Raw genomic sequence first — 25,386 nt, forward strand, 5'->3', positions numbered from 1 at the left:
CGCTACAATGGCGCGTATTCCCCAACTTGTAACAAGTTATGATTCCTGCCGGATCATCCCCCCGCGCCCATCGTGGATTCATCCTAACAGCCTTGCTGCTGATCCTGACGCTGGCACTGATCGCTCTGGTCGGGCTGGGCTTGTACGCCCTGACGCTGGACAACCAGGTGCGCTCCAAATTCGAAGGCAAACGCTGGGCCATTCCCGCCAAGGTCTACAGCCGCCCGCTGGAGCTATATACCGGCGCCCCGCTCAGTCGTGAAGATGTGCTGGCGGAAATGGAATTACTGCATTACCGCGCTGCGCCAACCTGGGATATGCCGGGTGTCTTCAGCGAGAAGGACGGTGAACTGTACATCCATACCCGGGGCTTTGTTTTCAGCGACGACACTGAAAAATCCCAGGTGCTGAAGCTGAAGTTTGACGGCGGAACCCTGTCAGACCTGGCCAGCACCCACCAGAACGGGCGCGGCCTGGTGCGTCTGGAGCCGCTGGTCATTGGCGGCATTTATCCGCGCCAAAATGAAGACCGCGTGCTGATGCGGCTGAAAGAAGCGCCCAAGTTCCTGGAGCCAGCGCTGATTGCCACCGAAGACCGCAATTTCTACAGCCATTTCGGCATTTCCATTCGCGGCATTTTGCGGGCCATGGCCGTCAATATCAGCAGCGGTGAATTGCGGCAGGGCGGCAGCACCCTGACCCAGCAGCTGGTCAAGAATTTCTACCTCACCGACGAGCGTTCGCTGAAACGCAAACTGAATGAAGCCTTGATGGCGATATTGCTGGAAACACATTACAGCAAGCAGGAAATCCTGGAGTGTTATCTCAACGAAGTGAATCTCGGCCAAAACGGCAATCGTTCCATCAACGGTTTCGGTCTGGCGGCGCAATTCTATTTCGGGCAACCCATCAGTGAGCTGGGCTTGTCCCAAGTGGCGCTGCTGGTGGGCTTGGTGAAGGGGCCGTCGTATTACAACCCCTGGCGCAACCCGGAACGGGCGTTGTCCCGCCGTAATACCGTGCTGGACAATATGCTGGGTCAGGGGCGCATTACCCGCGCCCAGTATGACAAGGCGAAATCCCGGCCGTTGGGAATATTGATTCAGCCCACCGCCGGGCTCAGCCTCTACCCGGCCTTTGTGGATGTGGTGCGGCGGCAGTTGAAGCAAGAGTACAAGGAAGAGGACCTGAACTCCGAAGGCCTGCGTATTTTTACCACGATGGACCCGAGGGTGCAGAATGCAGCCGGAGCATCTTTCAACCGCACCGTCAGCCAGTTACGCACCCGCAGCAAGAAAATGAGTGATTTGCAGGGCGCAGTGGTGGTGGCCAACCCGGAAAACGGTGAGTTGCTGGCGGTGCTGGGCGGTTACGGCAGCTTTACCGGCTATAACCGCGCCGTGGATGCCAACCGTCAGGTGGGGTCGTTGCTGAAACCGGCGGTTTACCTGACGGCGCTGGCGTCCGGTCAGTACAACCTGTTGACGCCCCTGGATGACAGCGCGGTGGAAATAGCCGGGCAAAGCGGGCAGATCTGGCGGCCCGAAAATTATGACCGTCAGGATCACGGTGTGGTGCCGCTGTATGATGCTTTGGCGCATTCCTACAACCAGTCCACGATTCGTCTGGGCATGACCGTGGGTATTCCCGCCGTCATCAAGACCCTGAAGGAGCTTGGGGTGCGGCAGGAGTTGCCCAATTATCCTTCGTTATTGCTAGGTGCGGTTGACATGTCGCCGATGGATGTCTTGCAGTTGTACCAGCCATTTGCCGCCAATGGTTTCCAGACCGCGCCGCGCGCCATTCGCGAAGTGGTGAATTCGCAGGGCAAACGCCTGACGCGCTATGGGCTGGACGTGAAGCAGGTCTATGATCCCGCCGCGCTGTATCAGGTTAATTACGCCATGCAGCAAGTGATGCGCAATGGCACCGGCTCAGCCGCCTATGCGCGGTTGCCAGGTAATCTGGTGATGGCGGGTAAGACCGGCACCACCAATGACATGCGTGATGCCTGGTTTGCCGGTTACACCGGCAATTACCTGGCGGTGGTGTGGGTGGGGCATGATGACAACCGTTCCACCGGTCTGTCCGGCGCCAGCGGCGCGCTGCCGATCTGGACGGACATGATGACCCGTCTGCATCCGGTGTCGCTGGCCCCGGTGCAGCCCGATACCGTCAGCTGGATCTGGGCCGATCGCGCCAGCGGCAAGCTGAGTGCTGAAAGCTGCCCCGGCGCGGTGTATGTGCCTTTCCCGACAGCCGGTATTCCTGCAGAGTTGACGCCCTGCGCCGCCGCCGCTGATACCACAGCCGACCCGATTGGCCGTTTGCTGAACGGCACCGTCAACAAGTTCCTGGATATTTTCCGATGATGACTTTAAATCTCCGCAGCGTCTGGCCGGCGGTGGCCGTCAGCGCCGCACTGACCGGGTGCCAGAACTTGCCGGATTACCATCTGCGCAACCAGTCACCGGCTCCGATGCGCGCGGCTGTGCCAAGCCGCCCGGTGGTGACTCCGGCGCAACCTCCGGTTCTCCGGGAAGCAGTTACTCCTCAAACCACACCTCCTGCTGCCAGCCCCCCGTCGTTGCTGGTCAAACCAGCCCCTGCCCAGCCGGTTCGCAAACTGGCGGACGGGCGTGACATGCCGGCTGTTCAAGGTTTGCTGGCCAGCGCCGAGGCCCGTTTGCAGCAAGGTGATCTGGAAGAGGCGGCCAACAGTCTGGAACGGGCGCAGCGCCTGGCTCCGCAGTCGGCGGCAGTGTATTTGAAGCTGTCGGAAACCCGCTTGCGCCAGAATCGGGTGCTGGAGGCTGAACAACTGGCGCGCAAGGGTTTGGCATTTGCACAAGGCGCAGCCCAGCAGGCGGCTTTGTGGCGGTTGGTTTCTATGGCTGCTGAACGCCAGGGGAAAGCGGAAACAGCCGCCCAAGCCCGCCTGAAAGCCGAACAGCTGGAGGCGTCCGGCGATCGGGGCTAGGCGGCAGTTTCAGGGCATGTGATGCTGACTGTGATCCATCGCCGGTGTTTCGGCTGAGGCGTCAACGTCCGGCGGAGGCATCTCCATGCCGGGCATGTGGTGCTGGGAGTGATCCATGCCATCCATGTTGTTCATGTCGGCAGCAGGAGCGGTCATGGCAGGCGGTGTGGCGGATGCCGGGGCGGTGACGGCGGGCCCGGCCGCATGCTGATGCCCTGACATCGTGCTTTGTCCAGGCATGGCCCTCCCATGGTGTTGATGGCTACCGGCACCATGCTGCATGGCCTGCAACAGCGTCCACAAACCGAAAGCCACCACCAGCAGTCCGTTGGCCGTGCGCCATCCTTGTTCCTGCAAGCGGGTTTTCAATTCGGCTGCCGCGCTGCCGGTCATCAGCATCATCGGAAGAGTACCAAGTCCGAAAGCCATCATGGTGGTGCCTGAAGTCAGGGCATTGCCGCTGGTCATGGCCAGGGCGAGGGCGCTGTAGACCAGACCGCAGGGCAGGAACCCCCACAGCATCCCGGCAAATAAGGCCCGGGGCAGAGTGTTGATGGGCACAAAACGTTGACGCAATGGCGCCATGGCTTGCCACAGGCGCGCTCCCAAGGCCTCCAGCCGGTCCAGACCGCGCCACCAACCGGTCAGGTACAGACCGAACAAAATCATCATGGCGGCCGTCAGTACATACGGCCAGCGCGAGTTGGCCAACGGTGCCAGAATCCCCTTGCCCATTAAGCCCACCAGTAGACCCAGCAAGCTGTATGAAAGCAAGCGGCCAAGATGATACAGGCTTTGCAGCGCCAGTCGTCTGGCCGGTGTTTGTGACTGCAGGGCGAAACCCAGTGCGCTGACGATGCCCCCGCACATGCCCAGGCAATGGGGGGAGCCGAAAAAGCCCGCCGCCAGCGCCGTCACCAGGATTAACGACTCATTCATCGGTTTTGGTTTCCGGTTTGTTCAGCTGAGCGCGGCGCGCCTCGCGGTCATCAATAATGATGCGGTGGGCGGGGCCCACCAGATCATCAAACTGGTTGGTCTTGACCGCCCACATCAAGGCCCAGATGGCCCCGGCCAAAAACATGACGCTGAGGGGAATCAACAAGTAAACGACTTCCACGGAACACCTCACAAGCGGTAGCGTTTGATTCTCAGGGCATTCAGCACCACCAGCAGCGAACTGCCGGACATGCCGATGGTGGCCAGCCAGGGCGAAACATAGCCCAAGGCGGCGGGTGGAATAATGGCGATATTATAGACCAGTGACCAGTACAGATTCTGGCGGATGATCTGGCGCGTGCGTTCCGCCAGACCAATGGCAACCGGAACAGCCTCCAGCCGGTCTCCCAGCAACACCGCATCGGCGCTGATCTGCGCCAGATCGGCTCCCGAACTCATGGCCACGGAGACATGGGCCTTGCCCAGCACCGGCGCGTCGTTGATCCCATCGCCGACCATGATGACGATACCCCCGGCGGCCTGCAGGTCCTCGACATGCCGGATCTTGGCTTCCGGCGACAGGCCCCCGGCTATGATATCCATGCCCAGCGATTTCCCCAGGGACTGCGGCAGACCGGAATGATCGCCGGACAGCAAGACCGTCTTCAGGCCCTTGACCTTGAGCGCGGTAATGACGCCCTGAGCTTCAGGGCGCACCTGGTCCTCAAAGTCAAACCAGGCCAGCGGTTCATGGTTTCGGGACAACCAGATTCGTAACCGGCCCTCATCGGGTGTGGCTAAATGCGCATCCGCCTGCAAGGCAAATGCCGCATGACCGATACGATAACCGGTGCCATCAATATCACCGGACAAACCCTGGCCGGGATGATTGCGGCGTTCACTGACGGTGGGCAGGTCAGGCAGGTGCAGTTCATGGAATGCTGCAGCTACCGGGTGTTCTGAACCGGCTTCCAGTGCAGCGGCGAGTTGCAGGTATAACGACTTATCCGGAGAGTCTGCGTGGGCCTGCCATTCAACCATGACCAGTCGTCCGGCGGTCAGGGTGCCGGTCTTGTCAAAGACCACATGCGTGGCTTCCGCCAGGGTTTCAAAGACATGGCCGCGGGTTATCAGGAATCCGGCTTTGGCCAGGCGGTGGGTGCTGATGGTTAGCGCCACCGGGGTGGCCAGCGACAGGGCGCACGGGCAGGTGGCCACCAGCACGGCTAAGGTCGCCCACAGCGCCCGATGCGGATCGACAAAATACCAGCCGACATAAACGAGGGCCGACAGGATCAGGATGCGGCCGACAAACCAGCGGGCGATGCGATCGGCTTTCTGCGCCATCCGAGGTTTTTCCGACAAGGCGCGATTGATCAAATGGTTGAGTGTGGCCAGTGTGCTGGTGGCGGCCGGACGCAGCACTTCCATCAGCAGCGGGCTGTCGTGATTCTGGCTGCCGCCCACCAAGGCGTCTCCGGCAGATTTGGCTATGGGCAGCGGTTCTCCGGTCAGCAAGGCCTCAGAAACCGCACTGCAACCTTCGCGGACTTCGCCGTCACAGGGGACGGTCTCACCCGGTTTGACCAGCACCCGGTCACCCACTTCCAGTCGGCTGACAGGTACATCTTCCTGTTCAGAGCAGCTGATGCGGTGAGCCATTTGCGGCAGCACCGGGCTGAGGTCGGCGGCGGTTTCCCCCGCCTGTTGCCGCGCCCGTGTTTCCAGGTAGCGCCCGGTCAGCAGGAAAAAAATGAACATGCTGACCGAGTCGAAATAGATTTCACCGGTAGAGCTGATGGTGGCGTAGGCGCTGATGATGAAGGTACTGACCAGCGCCAGCGACACCGGGACATCCATGTTCAGGCTGCGTTCACGCAAGGCCACCCAGGCTGAGCGGTAGAAGGGATAGCCCGAGTAGAGGAAAACCGGCAGGGTGACAATAAAGCAGGTCCAGCGGAAAAATTCGCGGAAGGCCTCTTCTTCAATACCCAGATAGAGGCTGCCTGCATACATCATGACTTGCATGGAACCCAGCGCCGCGACCCCCAAGCGTTTCAGTTGCTGCCGGGATTCCTGCTTCAGCAAACCGGCATGTGTGTCCTGGCGGAAGGGGCGGGCGCGATAGCCGAGTTTTTCCAGATCCGACATCAGTACACTAAGCGGGGTTTGCCGGTCGTCCCACAACAGGCGCAGGCGATGGTTGCTGTAATTGACGGAAGCCTGACGGACCGCCGGTTCCTGATGCATGCGTTTTTCAATCAGCCAGGCGCAGGCGGCGCAGGACAAGCCTTCGACACTCAACTCGGCGCAGGCGTAGTCCTCTTCACGGTGTACAAACTGCGCCTGGGTGTCCGGATGGTCATAACCGGCCAGCAACTCCAGTTTTTCCGGAAGCGGCGCGGTGGGACTGATTTCAGTCCGTTCTAGATAATAGTTTTCCAGACCGGATTCCAGAATGGACTGTGCCACCGCCTGGCAACCCAGGCAGCACATGAGGCGGTTCTCCCCCAGAATCATGATTTCCAGGGGGCGTTTAGGGAGTGGCTGTCCGCAGTGATAACAGGATGTCATGCCAATCAGAGGGTATGGGCGTTCAGGGAAACGGAGGAAACGGGGAATGTCACGGCTTCCTTCATACGCCACGTCTTGCAACCCACTTCCAGATAATAGCGGCCCGTGGGTTGAACCGCCATGGTGCCGGTGTAGCGGTTGCCGTTCAGCTTCAGTTCGGTATGAATATCCCGCTTCTGATCCGTAGGATGAGACAGGACAAGGTCCAGTTCACCAGGCAGCACTCCATCCGGCAACGCCCCCTGGCTGGAGATGGTTACTTCGACAACCTGGCCGGTAAAGTTGACCACGCCCTGCAACTTCAGGGAAATGGCCAGATTATCGCGGCTCAGGTTTTGGTTGATGGCTTTCTTGTCCTTGTACCAGTCATCCCGCACATCAGGGTCCTTGTTGACCACGGCCACATACAGCAGCGAGAAGCACAGTACGACCGTGAATACCGGCACAAAAATGACGAACCAGAGCCAGGGGTGCTTGTACCACGGGGCGGAGTCAGTCTGATTTTCAACAGTCATGCAGTCATACTCTCAATTATGGGGACCCAGGAAGCTGGTCTTGGTTTCCTTCGAGATGTCAGCGACATCCACGGCCTTGACCTTGAATTCAACCTCATACTTGGTCTTGTGCAGTTCGGCCGGGTTGGCCTGCAGGGTCACCGGCAAGCTGTACAGTTCACCTGGCTGCACCTCGACATTGCTGACCGGCAGCAAGGTGATGCCAGCTTCGCTTTCAACGGCGACAGTGTAGGTATGGGGAACCTGACCCTTGTTGAGGATGCGCAAGGTATAGACGTTTTCAATCATGCCTTCGGAGTTTTCGCGATACATGGAGCTGCGGTCCCGCAGGGCTTCGACCGTGAGCGGAACACGAATGGCCAAGGCATAGACGAAGAGGATGAACACGGCCACAAATACGGCGGAATAGCCCACCAGTCGCGGTCGCAGCCAGTGATACGGCTTGTGTTCTTCCAGAATACTTTCGGTGGTGTAGCGCACAAGGCCGCGCGGCTTGTTCAGCTTGTCCATGACCGTATCGCAGGCATCTACACAGGCGGCGCACTGGATGCACTGGAACTGCAGGCCGTCACGGATATCAATGCCGGTAGGGCAAACCTGGACGCACAGGCTGCAATCCACGCAGTCACCCAAGGGGTCTTCGGCGGTAGACTGTTTCAAGGCTCCGCGTGGTTCACCGCGTTCATGATCATAAGAAATGATCAAGGTGTCCTTGTCAAACATGACGCTTTGGAAGCGGCCATACGGGCACATGTAGAAACAGACTTGTTCACGCAGCCAGCCTGCATTCATGTAGGTGAATACGGTGAACAGGCCGATGAAGAAATAGCCCCAGCCCCCCAGATTGCCGCTAATGAAATCGTTCGCCAGGTCGCGGATTGGCGTGAAGTAGCCGACAAAGGAGAAACCGGTTGCCAGCGCCACCACTAACCACAGGCTGTGTTTGGCAATACGGCGTCCTATCTTGACGGCGGAGACATCGGCCTTGTCCAGCTTGATACGGGCATTGCGCTCACCTTCGGTGATTTTTTCAATCCACATGAAGACCCGGGTCCACGTGGTTTGCGGGCAGACATAACCGCAGAATACCCGTCCGGCGAATACCGTCACCACGAACAGGCCGAAAGCTCCCATGATCAGCATCCACGACAAGAAGAAGAAGTCCTGGGGAGCGAAGGTCAAACCGAAAATATTGAACTGGCGGTGGGGCAGGTCGAACAGCAGGGCCTGACGGTCACCCCACATCAGCCACGGCAGCAGAAAATAAGCCAGCAACATGCCGGACATGGAAACATTGCGAATGTTTTGGAAAAAGCCTTTAACGGTGCGCGGGTGGATTTTTTTTCTTTTGGCGTAGAGATCGAATTCGTCGTCGGGATTGATTTTGACAGGATTGGGGGAGCGGTCTTGGGTGGGAATTTTCTGAGTCATGAGGGGTTGCCTCGCATACGGGTGGGGGTACTGCCCGCAGTATAACATACCTGCGGGCAGTCAAGAGAAAGACTTACTTCCCTTGCGACAGCGAATAGACGTACGCTGCCAGCAAATGGATCTTCTCTTCACCCAGTTGGTCCTTCCAGGCGGGCATATGACCGTTGCGGCCCTTGGCAATGGTCTCAACCACGGCTTCCTTGTTGCCGCCGAACAGCCAGACGGTGTCTGTCAGGTTCGGAGCACCCATGGCGGTATTGCCACGGCCTTCTGCACCATGACAGGCAGCGCACTGAACGAACTTGCCGGCACCGGCTTCCGCCAGTTTCTGGTCAGCATCGGACAGCTTGCGGCCGGATAGGCTCAGCACGTAGTTGGCCACTTCTTCAACGCCTTGCGCACCGAGGATTTCTCCCCAAGCGGGCATCTTGCTGCCGCCCTGAACCGACAAGCGGCCGTTGGTCAGCGTTTCGACGATTTGCGCCGGTTCGCCGCCATACAGCCAGTCGCTGTCAGCCAGGTTGGGGAAGCCGCGCGAACCGTGGGCATCGGCACCGTGACAGACTGAACAGTTGTCCGCGAACAGACGACCGGCAATCTTCATGGCGCCGGCATCCTTGGCCAGCTCGGGAACTTCAACTTTGGCATAAGCCTGGAACTTCGGCAGGTACTTGGCGTCATAGGCCGCCTTGTCCTTGTCGTGTTCGCCAGCAGATGTCCAACCCAGGTAGCCCTTCCAGGCACCCATGCCGGGATAAGCGGCCAGATAGAACACCGCAAAGACGATGGTCAGCCAGAACGTGATCAACCACCAGCGGGGCAGGGGATTGTCATATTCCTTGATGCCGTCGTATTCATGACCCGTCGTACCGTCACTATCCTTGTGGTCCAGTTCGATTGTGCGGGTCCAGGTGATCAGCCACGCGCAGCCGATAATGACGGCGAGTGACAGCACGATGATGTACAAACTCCAGAATGCGCTCATTCTGATTTATCTCCCGTTTTATGACGGTTTTGATAGACGGGGTCTGTGTCCAGAGCCAGATGCGCGTCCTGCTCGAAACGTTGCTTGTTGGCGGGCGAATACGCCCACCAGCAAATCAGGCCGAACGCAATCATGGCTGAAAACAGGCCGAACATGTAAAGCAGGACCGAACCGTTCATCGTCTTATCTCCGCGTTTTAACAGCCAGACCCAGTTGCTGCAGGTAGGCGATCAAGGCTTCCATTTCTGTCTTGCCCTGAACGGCCGCCTTGGCGCCCTGGATATCCGCATCGGTATAGGGAACGCCGAAGTGATCCCGGAACAGCGCCAGCTTCTTGCCGGTCATTTCACCGTCCAGCGTGTTGGTCATCAGCCACGGGAACGAGGGCATGTTGGACTCGGGCACCACATCACGCGGGTTGTTCAGGTGCACACGATGCCAGTCGTCCGAGTACTTGGCGCCAATACGGGCCAGATCGGGACCGGTGCGCTTGGAACCCCACAGGAAGGGGTGGTCCCACACCGATTCCTGCGCCATGGAATAATGACCATAGCGTTCGGTTTCAGCGCGCAGCGGACGGATCATCTGGGTATGGCAGACGTGGCAACCTTCCCGGATGTAAATATCCCGGCCTTCAAACTCCAGCGCCGTCCACGGTTTCATGTTCGGCAGGGGTTCGCGAAGCTCCTTCTGGAAAAAGAGGGGGACGATTTCCACCAGGGTTGCAAAGCTGATCGAAATACAGATCAGCACAATCAATGCGCCGAGGTTTTTCTCGACTAACTCATGGGATTTACCAGCCATGGGAATCTCCTCCGCTTACAGGGTGTCGGAACCAACGGGTTTCTTGTTCATCACGGTCATGGCTACGTTGTAGGCCATCACCAGCATGCCGGTGAGGTACAGCACGCCGCCGAGAACGCGACCCGTCCAGTAGGGGTAACTGGCGGACACCGACTCAATAAAGCTGTAAGTCAGGGAACCGTCGTCGTTCACCGCGCGCCACATCAGGCCCTGCATGATGCCGGAAACCCACATGGACGCGATGTAGAACACCGTGCCGATAGTGGCCAGCCAGAAGTGCAGGTTGATCAGGCTGATGCTGTGCATGCGCTGACGATCGAAAATGCGCGGGATCAGCACATAGACCGAAGCGATGGAGATCATGGCCACCCAGCCCAGAGCGCCAGAGTGCACGTGACCCACGGTCCAGTCGGTGTTGTGCGACAGGGCGTTCACGGTCTTGATCGACATCATCGGGCCTTCAAAGGTGGACATGCCATAGAACGACAGTGCCACAATCATGAAGCGCAGGATGGGGTCGGTACGCAGCTTGTCCCAGCTGCCGGACAAGGTCATGATGCCGTTGATCATGCCGCCCCAGCTGGGTGCAAACAGGATCAGCGAGAAGACCATGGCCAGGGACTGAGTCCAGTCAGGCAGGGCGGAGTAGTGCAGATGGTGACCACCGGCCCACATGTAGACCGAGATCAGCGCCCAGAAGTGCACAATCGACAAGCGGTAGGAATACACCGGGCGACCGACCTGGATGGGCACGAAGTAGTACATCATCCCCAGGAAGGCGGCAGTCAGGAAGAAACCGACGGCGTTGTGACCATACCACCACTGGATCATCGCATCCTGCACGCCGCCGTACATGGAGTACGACTTGGTCCAGCTCAGCGGGATAGCCATGCTGTTGACGATGTGCAGCAGGGCGACCGTGATGATGAAGGCCCCGAAGAACCAGTTCGCCACATAAATGTGGGAGGTCTGGCGCTTGGCGATGGTGCCGAAGAACACCAGGGCGTAGGCAACCCACACCACGGTGATCAGCAGATCAATCGGCCATTCCAGTTCGGCGTATTCCTTGGCAGAGGTGAACCCCAGCGGCAGGGAAACGGCGGCAAGGACAATGACCAGTTGCCATCCCCAGAAGGTGAACTTGGCGAGACCGGGCATGAACAGCGAGGTCTGACAGGTTCTCTGGACGATGTAGTAGGAAGTGGCAAAAAGAGCACACCCGCCGAAAGCGAAGATAACGGCATTGGTGTGAAGCGGGCGAAGGTGACTGAAAGTCAGCCAGGGAGTGTCAAAGTTCAGGGCGGGCCATACCAGCTGGGATGCAATGATCACCCCGACCAGCATGCCGACAATTCCCCATATGACCGTCATGATGGTGAATTGCCGGATGACCCCTAACTCGTACGTCACCGGCTGCGCAACGTTAGTGTGGTTGTTACTCATGCATTTAGCTCCTTAAACCACAAGGTTAATAAGGGAATGGGTCTGCCTGTCACCATCGGGTCCACAACCGAAAAGTTCGGGAAAGCAGTGAGGACATCGGACGGGTACAGGATAGCGGCAGACAGAATCACTCCCCGCTACTTCCACATTTTATTGGAAATTATGTAACTGTGCATCAGTCATGTAGCTTTTTGTGTAAAAGCCTTGGAAAAAGGTCAAAAATACCGCATTAAACTTGACGCAGAGCATGGCATGCACATTGTGCCGGTATCTCAAGTTGCCAAACAAGCGTCCAATAGGTTAGGTTACGGAGCTTTGATGCGCACGCTTACACACCCACAAGTAGGAGATTCAAATGACTGCATTCCTGTCCGACGCCTGGTTCGACAAAGTGGCTGAACTCACCGCCGCTGCCGGTGACCTGAACACGCCCGCAACGCTGGCGAACATTATCATGAACATTACCGTGACCGGCACCGAACAAGGTAACGTCGATCTGGCCATCAATGGCGGCAAGCTCGAAAAGGGCCACAATGCCGGTGCTTCTACCACCCTGACCATGCCCGGCGACGTGCTGCGCAAGGTGTTTCTGGAATTTGACATGAACGCAGCCATGCAGGCTTTCATGAGCGGCCAGATCAAGGCCGCCGGCGACATGACCAAGCTGATGGCCCTGCAAACGGCCCGTCCCAGCAGCGAACAGAAGGCCCTGTTCCAGCAAGTGCTCGCGATCAGCTGATCCCGGGATTGCCCGTTGTGGTGAAAAGGCGCTTTTGGCGCCTTTTTGCATTTCAGGCTTTCGAAGCCCGTAACAAAATCAGACAACCTTCATCCAAATGACAGTGCAACATGTGTTGTTGATAACGCTCACTTGGAGAATACTCATGAAACTGTCCTCAATGACCCCGATTGCCGCTGCTCTGGCCATGTCCATGTCCAGCACTGTTCTGGCTGAAAGCGCTGCTGCGCCAACCGTGCCGTTCTCCGGTGCGGCTAAAGCAGCCGATGAAGGTAAGTGCTGCGCGTCTAAAATGCACGACGCCGGAAAGGAAGGAAAGTGCGGTGCCGGAAAGATGGGAAATATGAAAGCTGCTGAACATGAAGGCAAGTGTGGCGCTGAAAAAATGAAGGCAGCCGGCAATGAAGGAAGTTGCGGCGCGAAAATGAAAGGCATGGTTGAAGCCAAGCCAGGTGATGCGGCGTTGAAAGGTGAGGTCATGGCGCCTATCGGCAACGTGAAAGCAGTTAAAAAAGCCGATAAAGAAGGTAAATGCGGGGAAGGCAAGTGCGGCGCCAAGAAAATGAAGGCATTGAAGGACGCACCTGCCAGTCCCGTCGCCGTGCCCGCCAAGTAAAGCACAACTGACGGAGCCCGGTTATGAATCTGAACTTGCCCGTGCAAGGGGCCGGTCTGGGCTTGCGGCGCAGCTTCATGGATTCGCCGGCCATTTCAGATCCGCTGCGGCAACCTGATTTCTTCGAGATTGCCCCGGAAAACTGGATGGGGATGGGTGGGCGCTACGCTGAACAGCTTCAAGATTTCACCCGCAAGCATCCCTTTGTCTGCCATGGCCTCTCGTTGTCCATTGGCGACTCCCGTCCCTTGGACATGAATTTCCTGGGCAGCTTGAGACGGTTTCTGGAGCAACACTGTATTGCCTGCTATTCGGAACACCTCAGTTATTCAGGGTATGAGGGGCATTTGTACGATCTGTTACCGGTTCCGTTTACGCAAGAGGCGGTGGTTCATGTCGCCGGCCGGGTTCAGAAAGTCCAGGATTTTCTGGGGCGGCGCATAGCCCTGGAGAATGTCTCTTATTACGCCGCCCCCGGCGCTGAAATGACTGAACTGGAATTCCTGCTGCAAGTGCTGGACAAGGCGGATTGCGATTTGCTGCTGGACGTGAACAATGTTTTTGTCAATGCGGTCAATCACTGTTATGACCCGGAAGCCTTCATCCTCGCTTTACCGGGCCGACGGATAGCTTACCTGCATGTTGCCGGGCATCTGGTGGAATCGGAAGACTTGCGTGTGGACACGCATGGCGACGACGTGATTGATGAAGTCTGGAACTTGCTGGCACTGACTTATCGCCAGTTCGGATGCTTGCCCACCCTGCTGGAACGTGATTTCAATATTCCTCCCGTGGAGCAGTTGCTGGCGGAAGTGGATCATATCCGGCAGTTGCAATCGGTGGCCGGTCAGGATCGGTGGCTTCTGCATGGCTGACTTCCGGCAGGTGCAAAAACAGTTGACTGACTGGATTCGCCAGCCGGAGGTTCATGCGCCGCCTGGAGATGTCCCGTTACACCGTCTTCGTATATATCGGGAGTTGTTCTTCAATAATATTGCCGGTTTTGTTGAGAACAGCTTTCCTGAAGTCAAGAAACGCTTGCCCGATGAGGTCTGGAACCGGCTGGTGCAGGGTTTTTTCGCCGGGCATCACTGTAGAAGCCCGTACTTCCGCGATATCTCACAAGAATTCCTGGAGTATCTGCCGCATTGTCCCGAAACCGGGCTTTATCCCTGGTTGCTGGAGCTGGCGCATTTCGAATGGGCTGAAATCGCGGCCGATGTGGCGGAAGGGGAGTGGCCGGTGGCTGCTGCCGGAGACGTATGGACGCAGACACCGGTAATCTCACCGTTTGTATGGCCGTTGGTGTATGCCTGGCCGGTTCATGCCCTGGGTGAAGAGATACCCTCCAACCCGCCACTTGTCCCGACCGCGCTGATTATCTACCGGACTCAAAACCATGAAGTGCGCTATCTGCAAACTACGCTGCCGGGGGCGGCGCTCATCGAGCAGTTGCAAAACGATCCCGCGCCACTGACTGTGATGGCTAACCAGCTGGCGGACTCGCTAGGGCTTGATCAAAAGGTCCTGTCCGGTCTGCTGGGTCCTGCGGTGGATGCTTATCTGGAGCACGGAATTCTGTTGGGTGTGAAACCCTGTTGACGCGGGACGTGAACGCGCCGACGGATGGAAAATGGTTTGTGCTCGATTTGTCGCTTTCATTACGGGCCCGTGAATGCGTAGAATGCCGCCAATAATTTAGCCGAGACAGGCATGAAAACAACACACTTGCTGAATTGCACCGGATTGCTGCTGCTCCTGGCCGGACCGGCTTGGGCCTCCGCTGCCCCGAACCCTGACCCCTGGGAGAATTGGAACCGGAAGGTTTATACGTTCAACAAGAAAGTTGATACCTGGGTCTTCAAGCCTGTGGCCCAAGGCTACCGGAAAGTGACGCCCCAGCTTGTAGACGATTCTGTCACCCGATTCTTCCTGAATCTGGAAGAACCCCTGAACCTGATTAATAACGGCCTGCAAGGCAAAGGCCGCGCCGCTGTTCAGGACTTGGGTCGGCTGACGGTGAACACGGTGACTTCGCTGGGTTTTGCGGATGTCGCCACCCGTATGGGTCTTCCCCGGCATGAAGAAGACTTCGGGCAGACGTTTGGCAAATGGGGGATGTCTTCAGGCCCGTATCTGGTGCTGCCGTTTCTGGGGCCGTCCAGCGTCCGCGACCTTGGCGGCTTGCCGATGGATTCTCTGGCGAATCCCAGAAACCTGGTGGAGCCGCAAAGTGCGGCGATAGGGCTGTTAGTGCTGGAAAAAGTCGACTTCCGCGCCGACCTGATTCCGCTGGAAAAAATACTGGAAGGCGACGAGTACCTGTTCATGCGTGACCTTTCGCTGCAACGCCGGGAGTTCCTGGTTCAGGACGGCAAGGTGCGCGATGAGTTCATGGATGAGGTGGAAGAATGACGAAGCCAAGGCTGAGTCCGTCATTGTGATGACCGCATTGTTGCTGCGTGTTCGGAACGGCTTGCATGTTACAAGCCGTTTGACTATTGTCCGCAAGTATATTCCGTAATTGATCCTGATAATGCCCATACCAGACCAAGAAGTCGGCTACATTCTTGTGATTGAACATGAAGCTGCCATGCGGAACTGGCTGGTGGAGCATTTGTCCGCGCTGGGTCATACCGTGGATGCCTGTGACAGTCTGGCGCTGGGGCTGGATTGTTTCCGTGCGGGCAATCATGACGTGGTCATGGCGGATTATGTCTCCCTGCGGGCCGAAAATTCTGCATTCCTGCTGACGCTGGAACAGGAAGCTCCTGAAACCCCGGTGATTACGGTTTCCTCCGGTGAGGATATGGAGCACGTCATCGGTGCTCTGGAAAACGGCGCCGTAGACCATCTTTTTCCCCAACACCTGAGTCCGGTCATTCTTGGCCTGCGGGTGACGAAGGCGCTGGAGCGCAGCCGGTTGCTGCGTCAGAACCGCCAGTACCGTCAACAACTCGAAGCCGCCAACTCCGAACTGGAGCGCAGTCTGGAGTTGCTGCAGGAGGATCAGGAAGCGGGACGTCGGGTGCAATTCCGTTTATTGCCGCAAAGCCCTTTTCACATGCTGAATTGCACCGTCACCCACCGCATATTCCCGTCTTTGTATCTGTCCGGTGATTTTGTCGAGTATTTCCGGGTAGGCGACAACAAGCTTGGGTTTTATCTGGCGGATGTGTCCGGCCACGGTGCGGCCAGCGCCTTCGTCACGGTATTCCTCAAGGCGATCACCAACCGCCTGCAAAAACACTATGAAAAAAAGACCCAGGTCAATTTCGTTTCCCCGTCCCGCGTGCTTGCCGATATCAATGCCGAACTGAACGCCATGCACATGGGCAAACATCTGGCGATGTTTTGCGGCGTGGTTGATTTTGCCAATAACAAGTTGACCTACAGCGTTGCCGCTCATTATCCGCCGCCCTTACTGATAAATGGCGGAGACGTGCTATCATTAGCAGGCAAGGGCTTGCCCTTGGGGCTCTTCAAAGAAGTCAATTACGAAGAACATGTCGTGGAACTGGGCGAACGGTTTACGCTGATAGCGGCCTCGGACGGGGTGCTGGAAGTGTTACCCAAAGGCTCGGCCAGTGAGAAAGAAAAATTGCTACAAGAGATAGCCATGCATGTAAACAGTGTGGATGACCTGGTGAATGCCCTTCAACTCAGCAAGGACGCCGCCTTGCCGGATGATGTTGCCTTGCTGGTTATCAAGCGGGACTGATTCATGGCATCCGGACACATCCTCTATGCCTCGCATGGCGGCACCTATGTGCTTAAATTCACCGGTGAAATCCGCGCGTCCATGTGTGCGACCCTGGACAACTTTCTTGAAAAGATCTTTCTTGATCCAGATATCGCCGGCATCCTTATTGATTTGACTCAAACGGAATACGTCGACAGTACCGCCTTGGGGCTGATCGCCAAAACCGCTGTCTTTCTGCAACTGCATAACTCCCGCAAGCCGATCATCCTCTCTACTAACCCTGATATCAGCCGCATTCTGGAAAGCATGGGTTTTGACCAGGTATTCCTGATTCTGGATTGTGATTGCGAAGAAGTATGTCTGAATGAGCTGCCGGAAGTTGAGCCATCGGAACAGGAAATGATGACCAAGGTGATTTCAGCGCACCGCATCCTGATGGGACTCAGCGAAAAGAATCAAGAGACTTTCAAGAATCTGGTGGATATCCTTGAAATGGAGCAGCAATCCCAAGGGGAAGCCAAACACTAGGTATCCCATAGTGTCAGTCTTCAGCAAGACTTGCCTCAACGCCAGTACACAAGGGCGAATCCTTCCGCCCGGCATGACTCACAGCATGCTTTCGATTTTTCCTTCCAGTGTCCGCAAATCCGCCGAGAACAAGCGGATACCTTCAGCCAGTTTTTCAGTAGCCATGGCGTCTTCATTCATTTGCCAGCGGAAAGCGGCCTCGGTCAGTTCAGGTAATTTCGCGGAACTATCCGGTGTTGCGGGCGTCAGCGTACGCAGCAGAGTTGAGTGATTGGCTGAAAGCGCATCCAGCAGCGCCGGGCTGATGGTGAGCTTGTCACAACCCGCCAGCGCCTCGATTTCACCGGTATTACGGAAACTGGCGGCCATGACCACCGTTTGATAGCTGCAGACTTTGTAATAATCATAAATTCGTTTGACTGACAGCACGCCTGGGTCGGTGTCGGCACTGTAATCCTGCCCCGTACTTTTCTTGTACCAGTCCAGGATGCGGCCGACAAAGGGGGAAATCAGTGTAATACCGGCTTCAGCGCAAGCCTGGGCCTGGGCGAAGCTGAACAGCAAGGTCAGATTGCAATGAATGCCTTCCTGTTCCAGCAAACGCGCGGCCTGAGTGCCTTCCCAGGTGCTGGCTATTTTCACCAGAACCCGTTCGCGGCCAATACCGGCCTGTTCATAACGACGGATGACACGGCGCGCCTGTTCCACGGTGGCGCGCAGGTCGAAGGACAGGCGGGCATCCACTTCGGTGGAGACAAGGCCGGGTATGCATTGCAGGATTTCCACGCCGAAACCGACGGCAATGGCTTCCACGGCGTCCTGCAGGCGGCTGCGGGCGTCCGGTTGACGGCGGGCGCTGTCCAGACCCTGGCTGATGATGTGCTCATATTCCGGCTGCGACGCCGCCTTGAGGATCAGCGAAGGATTGGTAGTGGCGTCCTGCGGCTTGAGGCGGCGGATGCTGGCGATATCACCGGTGTCGGCGACGATGGTGCTGAATTTTTGCAGTTGTTCCAACTGGTTCATGCCGTAACTTCCTGACGGTTCTGGTCGAGTATGAATCCGGCCGCTTCTTCCACAAGGTCTATGCCGCGATGCTTGAAATGAGCGTGGGTGCTGAGATGCTGCCGCCAGCGGCGTGCGCCGGGCAGACCCTGGAACAGGCCGAGAATGTGTCGTGTCATCTGGTTCAAGGGTACACCATTTGCCAGTTCCTGCGCCATAAAGGGCAGGTAGGCCTGAAGGATGTCCATGCGTTCAGGAGGAGTCTCGTTCCACAAGGTCATTGCCTCAGCCAGTATCCACGGATTGTGGTAGGCCTCGCGGCCGATCATGACGCCATCGGTATGCTGCCAGTGTCCGGCAATCTCGCTGACCGTCTTGATGCCGCCGTTGATGTGGATGGTGAGGTGGGGAAAGTCCTGCTTCAGCCGGTAGACTTCCTCATAGCGCAACGGCGGGATTTCGCGGTTTTCCTTGGGGGAAAGGCCCTTGAGGATGGCGATGCGGGCGTGGACGATGAACTCCCGGCAACCGGCGGCGGCCACGGTGCTGACGAAGTGATACAGGTGTTCGTAGCTGTCGAGGTCGTCGATGCCGATGCGGTGCTTGATGGTGACCGGGGTACGGGTGACGGCTTGCATGGCGGCAAAGCAGTCGGCGACGTGCTGCGGTTCGGCCATGAGGCAGGCGCCGATGCGGTTGTTCTGCACGCGGTCCGACGGGCAGCCGACGTTGAGGTTGACTTCGTCGTAGCCGTAATCGGCGGCCATTGCCGTACAACGGGCCAGTTCCTGAATGTCGGAGCCGCCGAGTTGCAGGGCAATGGGGTGCTCCTGCGGGGCATAGCGCAGGAAGCGGGCGGTATCGCCATGCAGCAGGGCGCCGGTGGTGACCATCTCGGTATAAAGGCGGACATGGGGGTTGAACAGGCGCAGGAAGACGCGGCAGAAGTGATCGGTCCAGTCCATCATCGGGGCCACGGACAGGATTTTGGGGGCTGAAGCAGTGGTTGTCAGCGGCGTTTGAAGGTCAATATCCACGGGATCGGCATCGGGGTCAGAATGGCGGGATTCTACACCATGAAGTCCTGATTCTTCACTTCACCTCTTTTTCCAGAACGACCATCTCCCTCATTTTGCCCAAACGGTCCTGCAACTTCGCCTGCAGCGGATAATTGCCTTTCGCCAACCGTATCGCCTGTTCCATGTCCTTGACCGCCTTTTCACTCTGGTCAGACAAGAAGCGGTACTCCGCCCGGCTCCGCAACACGCCGGCTGAATCCTTGCGCTGCAAACAGGCCTCGCTCAGCAACTCCCAGACCACGGGGTCCAGCGGTCGTTGCCGGCTCAAGGGCTCCAGCCATGCAATGGCACGTTCACCATTCAGGCTCAGGTTGGCGGCATGGGCGGCATACAGGCGCAGCGCCACGCTGTCGGGCGTCAGCGCCAGCGCCTGTTGCAATATAGCCAGAGCGGCTTCCGGTTTGTTGTCCGCCAGTTCGATATCCGCCCGGGCGACGACATAATCCACAGCGCCCGGATGCGCCGACAGCAGGACAGATATTTCCTGACGCGCCTGTTCAAACTGCTTCAGGTTTTTCAGCGCCAGGGCCAGGCCAAACCTTGCTTCCTCCTGTGCCGGGTGATCCTTCAGTTTTAGCCGGAAATTTTCCACCGAGCGGGGGTCGGCATCCTCTACCAGCGCCATCAGGCGCATGCGCACCAAGCGATAGGCCAGGCTGTCCGTTTCCCCCGCAGCCGGCAGGTTGCGCGCCCGGCCCAGGCTGTCGGCAATACGGTCCTGGGTTAACGGGTGGGTCAGCAGGAAGTCCGGCATGAAACCCACTTGCCGGGATTCGCGTTCCAGCCGCCCGAAAAAATGGGGCATGGCCAGCGGACTGTAGCCGGCGTCGAGCAGTGTCTGCATGCCGACCCGGTCTGCCTCGCGTTCATGCTGGCGGCTGTAGGATAATTGTTGCTGGATCATGGCCGCCTGCGCGGAGGCTCCCAGCGCCATGCCGGCATCTCCGCTGCTGGAGGAGGCCAGCGCGATACTGGCCAGCAATGCCCCAAGATAGAGCCAGTTGTCCTGTCCGGCTTGTTCCACCGTTCGGGCGTAGTGCCGTTGCTGCACATGGCCCAGTTCGTGGGCCAGCACGGCCGCGAATTCGGATTCGTTTTCTGCGTACAGGAAAAGCCCGGCGTTGACGCCGATGATGCCGCCCGGGACAGCAAAAGCATTGATACGGCGATCAGGAATGACCACTATTTGCAGGTCGGGACGGCTCATGCCGGCATGGAACGCCAGACGGTAACTGAGGTTTTCCAGCCAGGTTTGCACCAAGGGGTCGTCCATGACGGGGGTGTTGCCGCGCAGTTTCCGGAGAAAGATATCGCCGAGCTGGCGTTCTTCTGGCGGGGTGACGGAGGATGGCTGCAGCGTAGGCAATTCAGCCATGGCAGATGTCACAGGGCCGGATGCCAGCAGCAGGGCCATTGCCATTCCCGTCCAACACTTCATAATGATCGACCCCGGTTTGTGCTGCGCTCATTGTCGCTGAGGCGGCATTGCCGGGTTGTACCTTTTTTGCAAAAGACGCCGACCATGCTGCTAGACGCCCGAAATCTCCGTTGCCCCATGCCATTGCTGAAACTGAAGCAGGCATTGCACAGACTTTCCCCCGGTGAGCCACTGACTGTATTGACTACGGATGCCGGTTCGTTAAGGGATTTTGAGGCATATCTGCGACAGGCGGGGCATGACTTGCTGGCAGTGGAACAGGGAGAGCGGGAGTTCCGCTTTGAAATCCGGAAAAAAGGAGGCGATGCCCCGGCTTGACAGGGGCATCTTCACCGGACGCCTGGCAGCGCCCGATCTTGTGACGCTTCCTAGAGGGCTTTGACGGCCGCCAGGATATCCGCTGCATGGCCGGGGGCCTTGACCTTGCGCCATTCCTGAACCAGGACGCCGTTCCGGTCAAACAGGAAAGTGCTGCGCTCTACGCCCAGAACCTGCTTGCCGTACATGTTTTTCAGCTGGATCACCGCAAAAGCCTGGCACAGCACTTCGTCGCCATCACTCAGCAGGTCAAAAGGCAGGCACTCGTTGGCCTTGAAGCGGTCATGGGCGCTCATGGTATCGCGGGAAATACCGAAGATGCGGCAGTTCAGGGCCTCGAATTCCGGCATGAGGTCACGAAACTGCTGGGCTTCCGTGGTGCAGCCGGGAGTGGCGTCCTTGGGATAGAAATACAATACAACCGGTGCGCCTTTCAGGGAGGCCAGATCCAGACTGTGACCTCCGGTGGCGGCTACCGAAAGCGCGGGGAGGGTATCGCCAATGGCAAGGCTCATGTTAAAGATATCCGTAGTCAGTTTTTGTAAGGTTCAATGATGGCGTCCAGGTTCCGGTCATCGCAGAATAACATGAAGTTTTCCCGCAGTACGCCAATATGCACGCGCGCGGGAATGTTGACGATCATGTTCAGCGCAAACATGGGGGAGCCGGTGTGCGGTGCGGCATAGGTGCTGGTTTCCAGCGACTCGATATTGATGCCTTGCACCGCAAAAAAATTGGCGATTTCGTGGACGATGCCGGGGTTGTCCAGGGCAATGACATTGACGCTGTAGGGCAGGGCGGCTTTCTGGGCTTCACGGCGATTGGTGCGCTTGACCAGGATGGACAGCCCCAGACGGCCTTCCAGCACCGGAATCTGGGCTTCGAATTTGGCCACGGCGTCCCAGGTGCCGGACAGCATCATGATGATGGCGAATTCCTGACCCATGACCACCATGCGGCTGTCGGCGATATTGCAGCGGGTTTCACTGGCCGCGCCGGCAATGGCGTCGACAATACCGGTACGGTCTTCGCCCAGCGCTGTAATGACAAGATAATTTTCCATCGGTAATTCCGTAATGCAATTTTCTGCTGACGTTGTAACAGAGTTATTCTGACAGGCGCAACCGCAATCCGCCTTCTTCAGTTACCGGAGGTGTAACGGGTGGGGTCCGGAACGCCTGCCGCCAGGAAGCCCGCCGTACGCAGGCGGCAACTGTCGCATTTGCCGCAGGCGCGGCCATCGTCATCCGCCTGGTAACAGGAGACGGTCAGCCCGTAGTCCACACCCAGCTTCAATCCGGCTTGAATGATGTCCGATTTCGTCAGATGCAGCAGCGGTGCTTCAATTCGCACCGGATGTCCCTCGACACCGCCTTTGGTGGCCAGGGCGGCCATTCGGGCAAAGGCGTCGATGTATTCCGGGCGGCAGTCCGGGTAGCCCGAATAGTCTACCGCATTGACGCCGATAACGATGGCGTCGGCGTCCACCACTTCAGCATAACCTAGGGCAAAGGCGAGAAAGACGGTATTGCGCGCCGGAACATACGTCACCGGTATACCTTCAGTCGCTTCTTCCGGTACGGCGATGGCGTTGTCGGTCAGCGCCGAGCCGCCAATGGCGCCCAGGTCCAGGCGGATAACGCGATGTTCGGTCGCGCCTAGCGTCGAGGCTACCCGCGCCGCCGCCAGCAGTTCACTGCTGTGGCGCTGACCGTAGGCAAAGCTGAGTGCATAACAGTCGTATTGACGGGCCGCCATGGCCAGGCAGGTAGCGGAGTCCAGTCCGCCGGATAATAAAACGACAGCGCGAGGGCGTTTGGAAGCAGTCATGTCAGTGACCCGGTTCATTGTTCCAGAGGTATTTGTGCAGTTGCAGTTGCAGACGGCCTCTTAGGCGGTCTTCCAGCATCCATTCGGCCAACTCACGGGCGTCCAGTTGGCCGTGGCTGGGTGAAAACAGTACGTCGCCTACCCGGTCAGGCAAGCTGTATTCGTCAGATTTGAAGCGGGCCCACTCATAATCCCTGCGGCTGCAGATCACGAACTTGACCTGATCATGACGATTCAGCAACGACATGTTTTCATAGAGATTACGGTGCATTTCACCGGAATCCGGGGTTTTGAGATCGACAACACGGCTGACCCGGGGATCCACCCGGCTGACGTCCATGGCGCCGCCGGTTTCCAGCGACACCTCAAAACCTTCGTCACACAACAGCTTCAGCCAGGGGATGCAATCCGGTTGCGCCAAGGGTTCACCACCCGTGACGCACACCAGCGGCGTACGGTAGTGGCGAACCTGTTCTAGCAAATGCGCCAGCGTAAACTTCTCACCGCCGCTGAAGGAGTAGGTGGTGTCGCAATAGACGCAGCGCAGCGGGCAGCCGGTCAGGCGCACAAATACCGTCGGCAGACCGACGGTGCGTGCTTCGCCTTGCAGGGAGTGGAAAACTTCGGTGATGCGCAATTCGCGCTGAAGAATGTCGTCGGAGTTGTGCATCAGCCAGCCGGTCTTGCAGAGAAAGCGCCGACACGGTCAGGTGAGGGCGCAACAGGAAAAATGCGATTGTAGCAAACTTAGGGCGCGGTCTTGGATTTTTCAGCCGGTTTGGCGGGTTTGGCTTCCGTTTTCGCCGACGTTGGCTTGGCGGCGGCATCCGGTTTGACCGGATTAGGGGTTTTGACAGCGGGTTTCGCCTTTTCAGGGACGGCGGGTGTGATGTTGTGTTCTTTCAGCCACAGGCGGGCGGATGCAGCCTCCGGACTGGCCGGAAAGCGCTTCAGGATGTCCTGCAGGTAGCGGGCGGCATCACTGGTTTTCCCATCTACGTCAGCCAGGCTGGCCAGTTTGTAGAGTGCGGAGGGCGCTTTGGGGGCATCCGGGAACTGTTCAATCAGGATGCGGAAGCTCTTGCGGGCATTGTTGACATCCGCCGGGGAGGCCGCCAGGTAGAATTCGCCCAGCCAATAGTAAGCGCCAGGAATATAGGTGCTTTGCGGATAGGTCTTGATGAACTCGCGCATCGGGTTGATGGCTTTGTTGGGGCCGCCGCTGCGATAGACTTCATAGGCTGAAAAATAGGCTTTTTTCTCGTCGTCCGGGGAAGGAGTCTTGGGCGCTTCGACAACTGGCGTGGTGACGACAGCTGGCGTGGTCGCCGTGACCGGAGCAACGGTCGGGGAAGCCGCATCGACCGGAATACGGCTGCCCAGCTGGTTGATGCGCTGGTCCAGATCAACATAACGGGTGCGGGCGTCTTGCTTCAGTCGTTCAATCTGGTTGGACTGGACTTCCACCAGCCCGCGCAATTGGCGGATTTCCTGCTGCAACTGCTGCACCTGTTGATACAAATCCCATTGCACAGCGGGGTTGCCGTCAATGGCCTTGCTTTGCAACGGCTGGGCAGTCTGGACCGGGCGGGTCTGGACCGCGCCGCTCAACGGCTTCTCTTCAACAGGAACTTCGGCGTGGACGGTGACGGCCGTCGTCAGGGCCGAGACAAGCAGGGCAAGTTTACGCATGGGTTAGAAGCCGGTAATGATGATGACCGAGACATTATCCTTGCTGCCGCGCGCATTGGCTAGCTCCAGCATGTCAAGACCGACTTCATCCAGCGCATGCGGCCGTCCCAGCAGCGAGGCCATTTCTCTGTCGGAAAGCATCTCGTAGAGTCCGTCGCAGCAAATCAGGAACCGGTCGCCGGGAAGGGTGTCCACCTGATTGCAGTCCACGGTGATTTGCGGCTCCAGCCCCAAGGCGCGGGTGAGGATATTGCGTGACACTTTTTCCTGAGCCTCTTCCAGCGTATACAGGCCCTGGTCAATGAATTCCTGTTGCAAGGTATGGTCATTGGTCAGGCAGCGAAACTCCTGGCCACGCAGCAGATACATCCGGGAATCCCCGACATGGGCATGATACAGGGTGTTGCCTTCCACCAGCGTCACGACCACGGTGGTGCCCATGCCGCGGCAGCGCAAGGACTGGCGGCTTTTTTCCCGGATCACGGAGTGTGCGGCCTGAACGGCGGCTTCCAGCCGTTCTTGCGGAGAAATGCCGCGCGTGGTCTGACGCAGGATGGCGGCGATGGTGTCCACCGCCGTCCGGCTTGCCACTTCACCCGCACTGTGACCGCCCATGCCGTCGGCCAGCACCGCTGCCGGGATCTCCGGCAGGCACAGGATGCAGTCTTCATTGCTGGTACGTGTTTTGCCGGTATCGGTAAAACCGTAGAGGTTTATTTTATTCAAGGCGCGCCCCTTACCCTCGTGTCGCGTGCCGGTATGATTCC

Annotated in this window: 28 protein-coding genes; 10 read left to right on the plus strand and 18 right to left on the minus strand. The window is 58.0% G+C overall.

Features of this window, described 5'->3' with window-relative positions:
* Positions 1 to 38: 38 nt before the first annotated feature.
* Both mrcB and Q7T36_RS08235 read left to right on the plus strand, forming a co-directional pair.
* A complete protein-coding gene (mrcB, locus tag Q7T36_RS08230) occupies positions 39 to 2,372 on the plus strand; it encodes a penicillin-binding protein 1B (RefSeq protein ID WP_304846376.1) in 2,334 nt (777 codons plus the stop codon).
* The gene (locus Q7T36_RS08235; RefSeq protein ID WP_304846379.1) at positions 2,369 to 2,980 is read left to right on the plus strand and encodes a tetratricopeptide repeat protein; all 612 of its coding nucleotides are present in this window, start codon (positions 2,369 to 2,371) and stop codon (positions 2,978 to 2,980) included. The genes mrcB and Q7T36_RS08235 overlap by 4 nt, the downstream gene beginning before the upstream one ends.
* A gap of 9 nt (positions 2,981 to 2,989) precedes the next feature.
* On the opposite strand, the gene Q7T36_RS08240 is transcribed toward Q7T36_RS08235, so the two are convergent.
* From Q7T36_RS08240 to ccoN, 9 genes are all read right to left on the minus strand, one after another.
* Positions 2,990 to 3,919: a sulfite exporter TauE/SafE family protein gene (locus Q7T36_RS08240; RefSeq protein ID WP_304846381.1), complete on the minus strand. Its 930-nt coding sequence runs from the start codon at positions 3,917 to 3,919 to the stop codon at positions 2,990 to 2,992.
* Positions 3,912 to 4,100 carry a cbb3-type cytochrome oxidase assembly protein CcoS gene (gene ccoS, locus Q7T36_RS08245; protein ID WP_304846385.1) on the minus strand — a complete coding sequence of 63 codons (189 nt, stop codon included), beginning with the start codon at positions 4,098 to 4,100 and terminating at the stop codon, positions 3,912 to 3,914. Before ccoS ends, Q7T36_RS08240 begins: the two co-directional genes overlap by 8 nt.
* 8 nt (positions 4,101 to 4,108) lie before the next feature.
* Positions 4,109 to 6,493, minus strand: coding sequence for a heavy metal translocating P-type ATPase (locus Q7T36_RS08250; protein ID WP_304846388.1), 2,385 nt, complete (start codon positions 6,491 to 6,493; stop codon positions 4,109 to 4,111).
* A gap of 5 nt (positions 6,494 to 6,498) precedes the next feature.
* On the minus strand, positions 6,499 to 7,008 hold the full coding sequence (locus Q7T36_RS08255) for a FixH family protein (protein WP_304846390.1): 510 nt from the start codon (positions 7,006 to 7,008) through the stop codon (positions 6,499 to 6,501).
* Positions 7,009 to 7,020: 12 nt separating this feature from the next.
* Complete coding sequence (gene ccoG, locus Q7T36_RS08260) at positions 7,021 to 8,439, minus strand: cytochrome c oxidase accessory protein CcoG (RefSeq protein ID WP_304846393.1); 1,419 nt, start codon at positions 8,437 to 8,439, stop codon at positions 7,021 to 7,023.
* Positions 8,440 to 8,512: 73 nt separating this feature from the next.
* Positions 8,513 to 9,424: a cytochrome-c oxidase, cbb3-type subunit III gene (gene ccoP / locus Q7T36_RS08265; RefSeq protein WP_304846396.1), complete on the minus strand. Its 912-nt coding sequence runs from the start codon at positions 9,422 to 9,424 to the stop codon at positions 8,513 to 8,515.
* Positions 9,421 to 9,603: a cbb3-type cytochrome c oxidase subunit 3 gene (locus Q7T36_RS08270; RefSeq protein ID WP_304846399.1), complete on the minus strand. Its 183-nt coding sequence runs from the start codon at positions 9,601 to 9,603 to the stop codon at positions 9,421 to 9,423. The genes ccoP and Q7T36_RS08270 overlap by 4 nt, the downstream gene beginning before the upstream one ends.
* A 4-nt stretch (positions 9,604 to 9,607) precedes the next feature.
* Positions 9,608 to 10,228, minus strand: coding sequence for a cytochrome-c oxidase, cbb3-type subunit II (gene ccoO, locus Q7T36_RS08275; protein ID WP_304846402.1), 621 nt, complete (start codon positions 10,226 to 10,228; stop codon positions 9,608 to 9,610).
* Between the two features lie 15 nt (positions 10,229 to 10,243).
* Positions 10,244 to 11,671 carry a cytochrome-c oxidase, cbb3-type subunit I gene (gene ccoN, locus Q7T36_RS08280; protein ID WP_304846405.1) on the minus strand — a complete coding sequence of 476 codons (1,428 nt, stop codon included), beginning with the start codon at positions 11,669 to 11,671 and terminating at the stop codon, positions 10,244 to 10,246.
* A gap of 355 nt (positions 11,672 to 12,026) precedes the next feature.
* Between ccoN and Q7T36_RS08285 the strand changes: the two genes are divergently transcribed.
* The 7 genes from Q7T36_RS08285 to Q7T36_RS08315 all read left to right on the plus strand — a co-directional run bounded on the left by Q7T36_RS08285 (position 12,027) and on the right by Q7T36_RS08315 (position 17,257).
* Entirely contained in the window at positions 12,027 to 12,410 is a 384-nt protein-coding gene (locus Q7T36_RS08285) for an SCP2 sterol-binding domain-containing protein (protein ID WP_304846408.1), read from the plus strand.
* 145 nt (positions 12,411 to 12,555) lie between these two features.
* The gene (locus Q7T36_RS08290; protein WP_304846411.1) at positions 12,556 to 13,026 is read left to right on the plus strand and encodes a hypothetical protein; all 471 of its coding nucleotides are present in this window, start codon (positions 12,556 to 12,558) and stop codon (positions 13,024 to 13,026) included.
* 23 nt (positions 13,027 to 13,049) lie between these two features.
* Positions 13,050 to 13,901, plus strand: a complete 852-nt coding sequence (locus tag Q7T36_RS08295) for a DUF692 domain-containing protein (protein WP_304846414.1) — start codon at positions 13,050 to 13,052, stop codon at positions 13,899 to 13,901.
* Positions 13,894 to 14,628, plus strand: coding sequence for a DUF2063 domain-containing protein (locus tag Q7T36_RS08300; protein ID WP_304846417.1), 735 nt, complete (start codon positions 13,894 to 13,896; stop codon positions 14,626 to 14,628). Before Q7T36_RS08295 ends, Q7T36_RS08300 begins: the two co-directional genes overlap by 8 nt.
* Before the next feature lie 111 nt (positions 14,629 to 14,739).
* Positions 14,740 to 15,441: a VacJ family lipoprotein gene (locus Q7T36_RS08305; RefSeq protein WP_304846420.1), complete on the plus strand. Its 702-nt coding sequence runs from the start codon at positions 14,740 to 14,742 to the stop codon at positions 15,439 to 15,441.
* Positions 15,442 to 15,562: 121 nt separating this feature from the next.
* Positions 15,563 to 16,747 carry a PP2C family protein-serine/threonine phosphatase gene (locus Q7T36_RS08310; protein ID WP_304846423.1) on the plus strand — a complete coding sequence of 395 codons (1,185 nt, stop codon included), beginning with the start codon at positions 15,563 to 15,565 and terminating at the stop codon, positions 16,745 to 16,747.
* Positions 16,748 to 16,750: 3 nt separating this feature from the next.
* Entirely contained in the window at positions 16,751 to 17,257 is a 507-nt protein-coding gene (locus tag Q7T36_RS08315; protein WP_304846426.1) for an STAS domain-containing protein, read from the plus strand.
* A 78-nt stretch (positions 17,258 to 17,335) separates the two neighbouring features.
* On the opposite strand, the gene tal is transcribed toward Q7T36_RS08315, so the two are convergent.
* The 3 genes from tal to Q7T36_RS08330 all read right to left on the minus strand — a co-directional run bounded on the left by tal (position 17,336) and on the right by Q7T36_RS08330 (position 20,761).
* A complete protein-coding gene (gene tal, locus Q7T36_RS08320) occupies positions 17,336 to 18,283 on the minus strand; it encodes a transaldolase (protein WP_304846429.1) in 948 nt (315 codons plus the stop codon).
* A complete protein-coding gene (gene dusA, locus Q7T36_RS08325; protein WP_370690085.1) occupies positions 18,280 to 19,275 on the minus strand; it encodes a tRNA dihydrouridine(20/20a) synthase DusA in 996 nt (331 codons plus the stop codon). Before dusA ends, tal begins: the two co-directional genes overlap by 4 nt.
* Positions 19,276 to 19,354: 79 nt before the next feature.
* Positions 19,355 to 20,761 carry a M48 family metalloprotease gene (locus tag Q7T36_RS08330; protein ID WP_304846435.1) on the minus strand — a complete coding sequence of 469 codons (1,407 nt, stop codon included), beginning with the start codon at positions 20,759 to 20,761 and terminating at the stop codon, positions 19,355 to 19,357.
* Positions 20,762 to 20,863: 102 nt separating this feature from the next.
* Between Q7T36_RS08330 and Q7T36_RS08335 the strand changes: the two genes are divergently transcribed.
* The gene (locus Q7T36_RS08335; protein ID WP_304846438.1) at positions 20,864 to 21,097 is read left to right on the plus strand and encodes a sulfurtransferase TusA family protein; all 234 of its coding nucleotides are present in this window, start codon (positions 20,864 to 20,866) and stop codon (positions 21,095 to 21,097) included.
* 50 nt (positions 21,098 to 21,147) lie between these two features.
* Here the strand turns inward: Q7T36_RS08335 and Q7T36_RS08340 are convergent, their stop codons facing one another.
* The 6 genes from Q7T36_RS08340 to Q7T36_RS08365 all read right to left on the minus strand — a co-directional run bounded on the left by Q7T36_RS08340 (position 21,148) and on the right by Q7T36_RS08365 (position 25,345).
* The gene (locus tag Q7T36_RS08340) at positions 21,148 to 21,612 is read right to left on the minus strand and encodes a peroxiredoxin (RefSeq protein ID WP_304846441.1); all 465 of its coding nucleotides are present in this window, start codon (positions 21,610 to 21,612) and stop codon (positions 21,148 to 21,150) included.
* Positions 21,613 to 21,629: 17 nt separating this feature from the next.
* Positions 21,630 to 22,160, minus strand: a complete 531-nt coding sequence (locus Q7T36_RS08345; protein ID WP_304846444.1) for a glycine cleavage system protein R — start codon at positions 22,158 to 22,160, stop codon at positions 21,630 to 21,632.
* A gap of 77 nt (positions 22,161 to 22,237) precedes the next feature.
* Entirely contained in the window at positions 22,238 to 22,927 is a 690-nt protein-coding gene (queC, locus tag Q7T36_RS08350) for a 7-cyano-7-deazaguanine synthase QueC (RefSeq protein WP_304846447.1), read from the minus strand.
* Between the two features lies 1 nt (position 22,928).
* Complete coding sequence (queE, locus tag Q7T36_RS08355; protein ID WP_304846450.1) at positions 22,929 to 23,597, minus strand: 7-carboxy-7-deazaguanine synthase QueE; 669 nt, start codon at positions 23,595 to 23,597, stop codon at positions 22,929 to 22,931.
* A 77-nt stretch (positions 23,598 to 23,674) separates the two neighbouring features.
* The gene (gene ybgF / locus Q7T36_RS08360) at positions 23,675 to 24,619 is read right to left on the minus strand and encodes a tol-pal system protein YbgF (RefSeq protein WP_304846453.1); all 945 of its coding nucleotides are present in this window, start codon (positions 24,617 to 24,619) and stop codon (positions 23,675 to 23,677) included.
* Positions 24,620 to 24,622: 3 nt separating this feature from the next.
* Positions 24,623 to 25,345, minus strand: a complete 723-nt coding sequence (locus Q7T36_RS08365; protein ID WP_304846456.1) for a Stp1/IreP family PP2C-type Ser/Thr phosphatase — start codon at positions 25,343 to 25,345, stop codon at positions 24,623 to 24,625.
* Positions 25,346 to 25,386 lie beyond the last annotated feature (41 nt).

Origin of the sequence: Fluviicoccus sp., assembly GCF_030646115.1 — a bacterium.
Lineage (GTDB): Bacteria > Pseudomonadota > Gammaproteobacteria > Pseudomonadales > Moraxellaceae > Fluviicoccus.

Bases quoted from the DNA above. Each gene is read 5' to 3' on its own strand.
- mrcB (WP_304846376.1), top strand. From the start codon at position 39: ATGATTCCTGCCGGATCATCCCCCCGCGCCCATCGTGGATTCATCCTA.
- ccoO (WP_304846402.1), bottom strand. From the start codon at position 10,228: ATGGCTGGTAAATCCCATGAGTTAGTCGAGAAAAACCTCGGCGCATTG.
- ccoG (WP_304846393.1), bottom strand. From the start codon at position 8,439: ATGACTCAGAAAATTCCCACCCAAGACCGCTCCCCCAATCCTGTCAAA.
- queE (WP_304846450.1), bottom strand. From the start codon at position 23,597: ATGCACAACTCCGACGACATTCTTCAGCGCGAATTGCGCATCACCGAA.
- ccoP (WP_304846396.1), bottom strand. From the start codon at position 9,424: ATGAGCGCATTCTGGAGTTTGTACATCATCGTGCTGTCACTCGCCGTC.
- Q7T36_RS08270 (WP_304846399.1), bottom strand. From the start codon at position 9,603: ATGAACGGTTCGGTCCTGCTTTACATGTTCGGCCTGTTTTCAGCCATG.
- Q7T36_RS08315 (WP_304846426.1), top strand. From the start codon at position 16,751: ATGGCATCCGGACACATCCTCTATGCCTCGCATGGCGGCACCTATGTG.
- Q7T36_RS08250 (WP_304846388.1), bottom strand. From the start codon at position 6,493: ATGACATCCTGTTATCACTGCGGACAGCCACTCCCTAAACGCCCCCTG.
- Q7T36_RS08295 (WP_304846414.1), top strand. From the start codon at position 13,050: ATGAATCTGAACTTGCCCGTGCAAGGGGCCGGTCTGGGCTTGCGGCGC.
- Q7T36_RS08285 (WP_304846408.1), top strand. From the start codon at position 12,027: ATGACTGCATTCCTGTCCGACGCCTGGTTCGACAAAGTGGCTGAACTC.
- Q7T36_RS08240 (WP_304846381.1), bottom strand. From the start codon at position 3,919: ATGAATGAGTCGTTAATCCTGGTGACGGCGCTGGCGGCGGGCTTTTTC.
- Q7T36_RS08335 (WP_304846438.1), top strand. From the start codon at position 20,864: ATGCTGCTAGACGCCCGAAATCTCCGTTGCCCCATGCCATTGCTGAAA.
- Q7T36_RS08305 (WP_304846420.1), top strand. From the start codon at position 14,740: ATGAAAACAACACACTTGCTGAATTGCACCGGATTGCTGCTGCTCCTG.
- Q7T36_RS08340 (WP_304846441.1), bottom strand. From the start codon at position 21,612: ATGAGCCTTGCCATTGGCGATACCCTCCCCGCGCTTTCGGTAGCCGCC.
- Q7T36_RS08235 (WP_304846379.1), top strand. From the start codon at position 2,369: ATGATGACTTTAAATCTCCGCAGCGTCTGGCCGGCGGTGGCCGTCAGC.
- Q7T36_RS08255 (WP_304846390.1), bottom strand. From the start codon at position 7,008: ATGACTGTTGAAAATCAGACTGACTCCGCCCCGTGGTACAAGCACCCC.
- ybgF (WP_304846453.1), bottom strand. From the start codon at position 24,619: ATGCGTAAACTTGCCCTGCTTGTCTCGGCCCTGACGACGGCCGTCACC.
- queC (WP_304846447.1), bottom strand. From the start codon at position 22,927: ATGACTGCTTCCAAACGCCCTCGCGCTGTCGTTTTATTATCCGGCGGA.
- Q7T36_RS08300 (WP_304846417.1), top strand. From the start codon at position 13,894: ATGGCTGACTTCCGGCAGGTGCAAAAACAGTTGACTGACTGGATTCGC.
- Q7T36_RS08310 (WP_304846423.1), top strand. From the start codon at position 15,563: ATGCCCATACCAGACCAAGAAGTCGGCTACATTCTTGTGATTGAACAT.
- Q7T36_RS08345 (WP_304846444.1), bottom strand. From the start codon at position 22,160: ATGGAAAATTATCTTGTCATTACAGCGCTGGGCGAAGACCGTACCGGT.
- Q7T36_RS08330 (WP_304846435.1), bottom strand. From the start codon at position 20,761: ATGGCAATGGCCCTGCTGCTGGCATCCGGCCCTGTGACATCTGCCATG.
- ccoN (WP_304846405.1), bottom strand. From the start codon at position 11,671: ATGAGTAACAACCACACTAACGTTGCGCAGCCGGTGACGTACGAGTTA.
- Q7T36_RS08290 (WP_304846411.1), top strand. From the start codon at position 12,556: ATGAAACTGTCCTCAATGACCCCGATTGCCGCTGCTCTGGCCATGTCC.
- tal (WP_304846429.1), bottom strand. From the start codon at position 18,283: ATGAACCAGTTGGAACAACTGCAAAAATTCAGCACCATCGTCGCCGAC.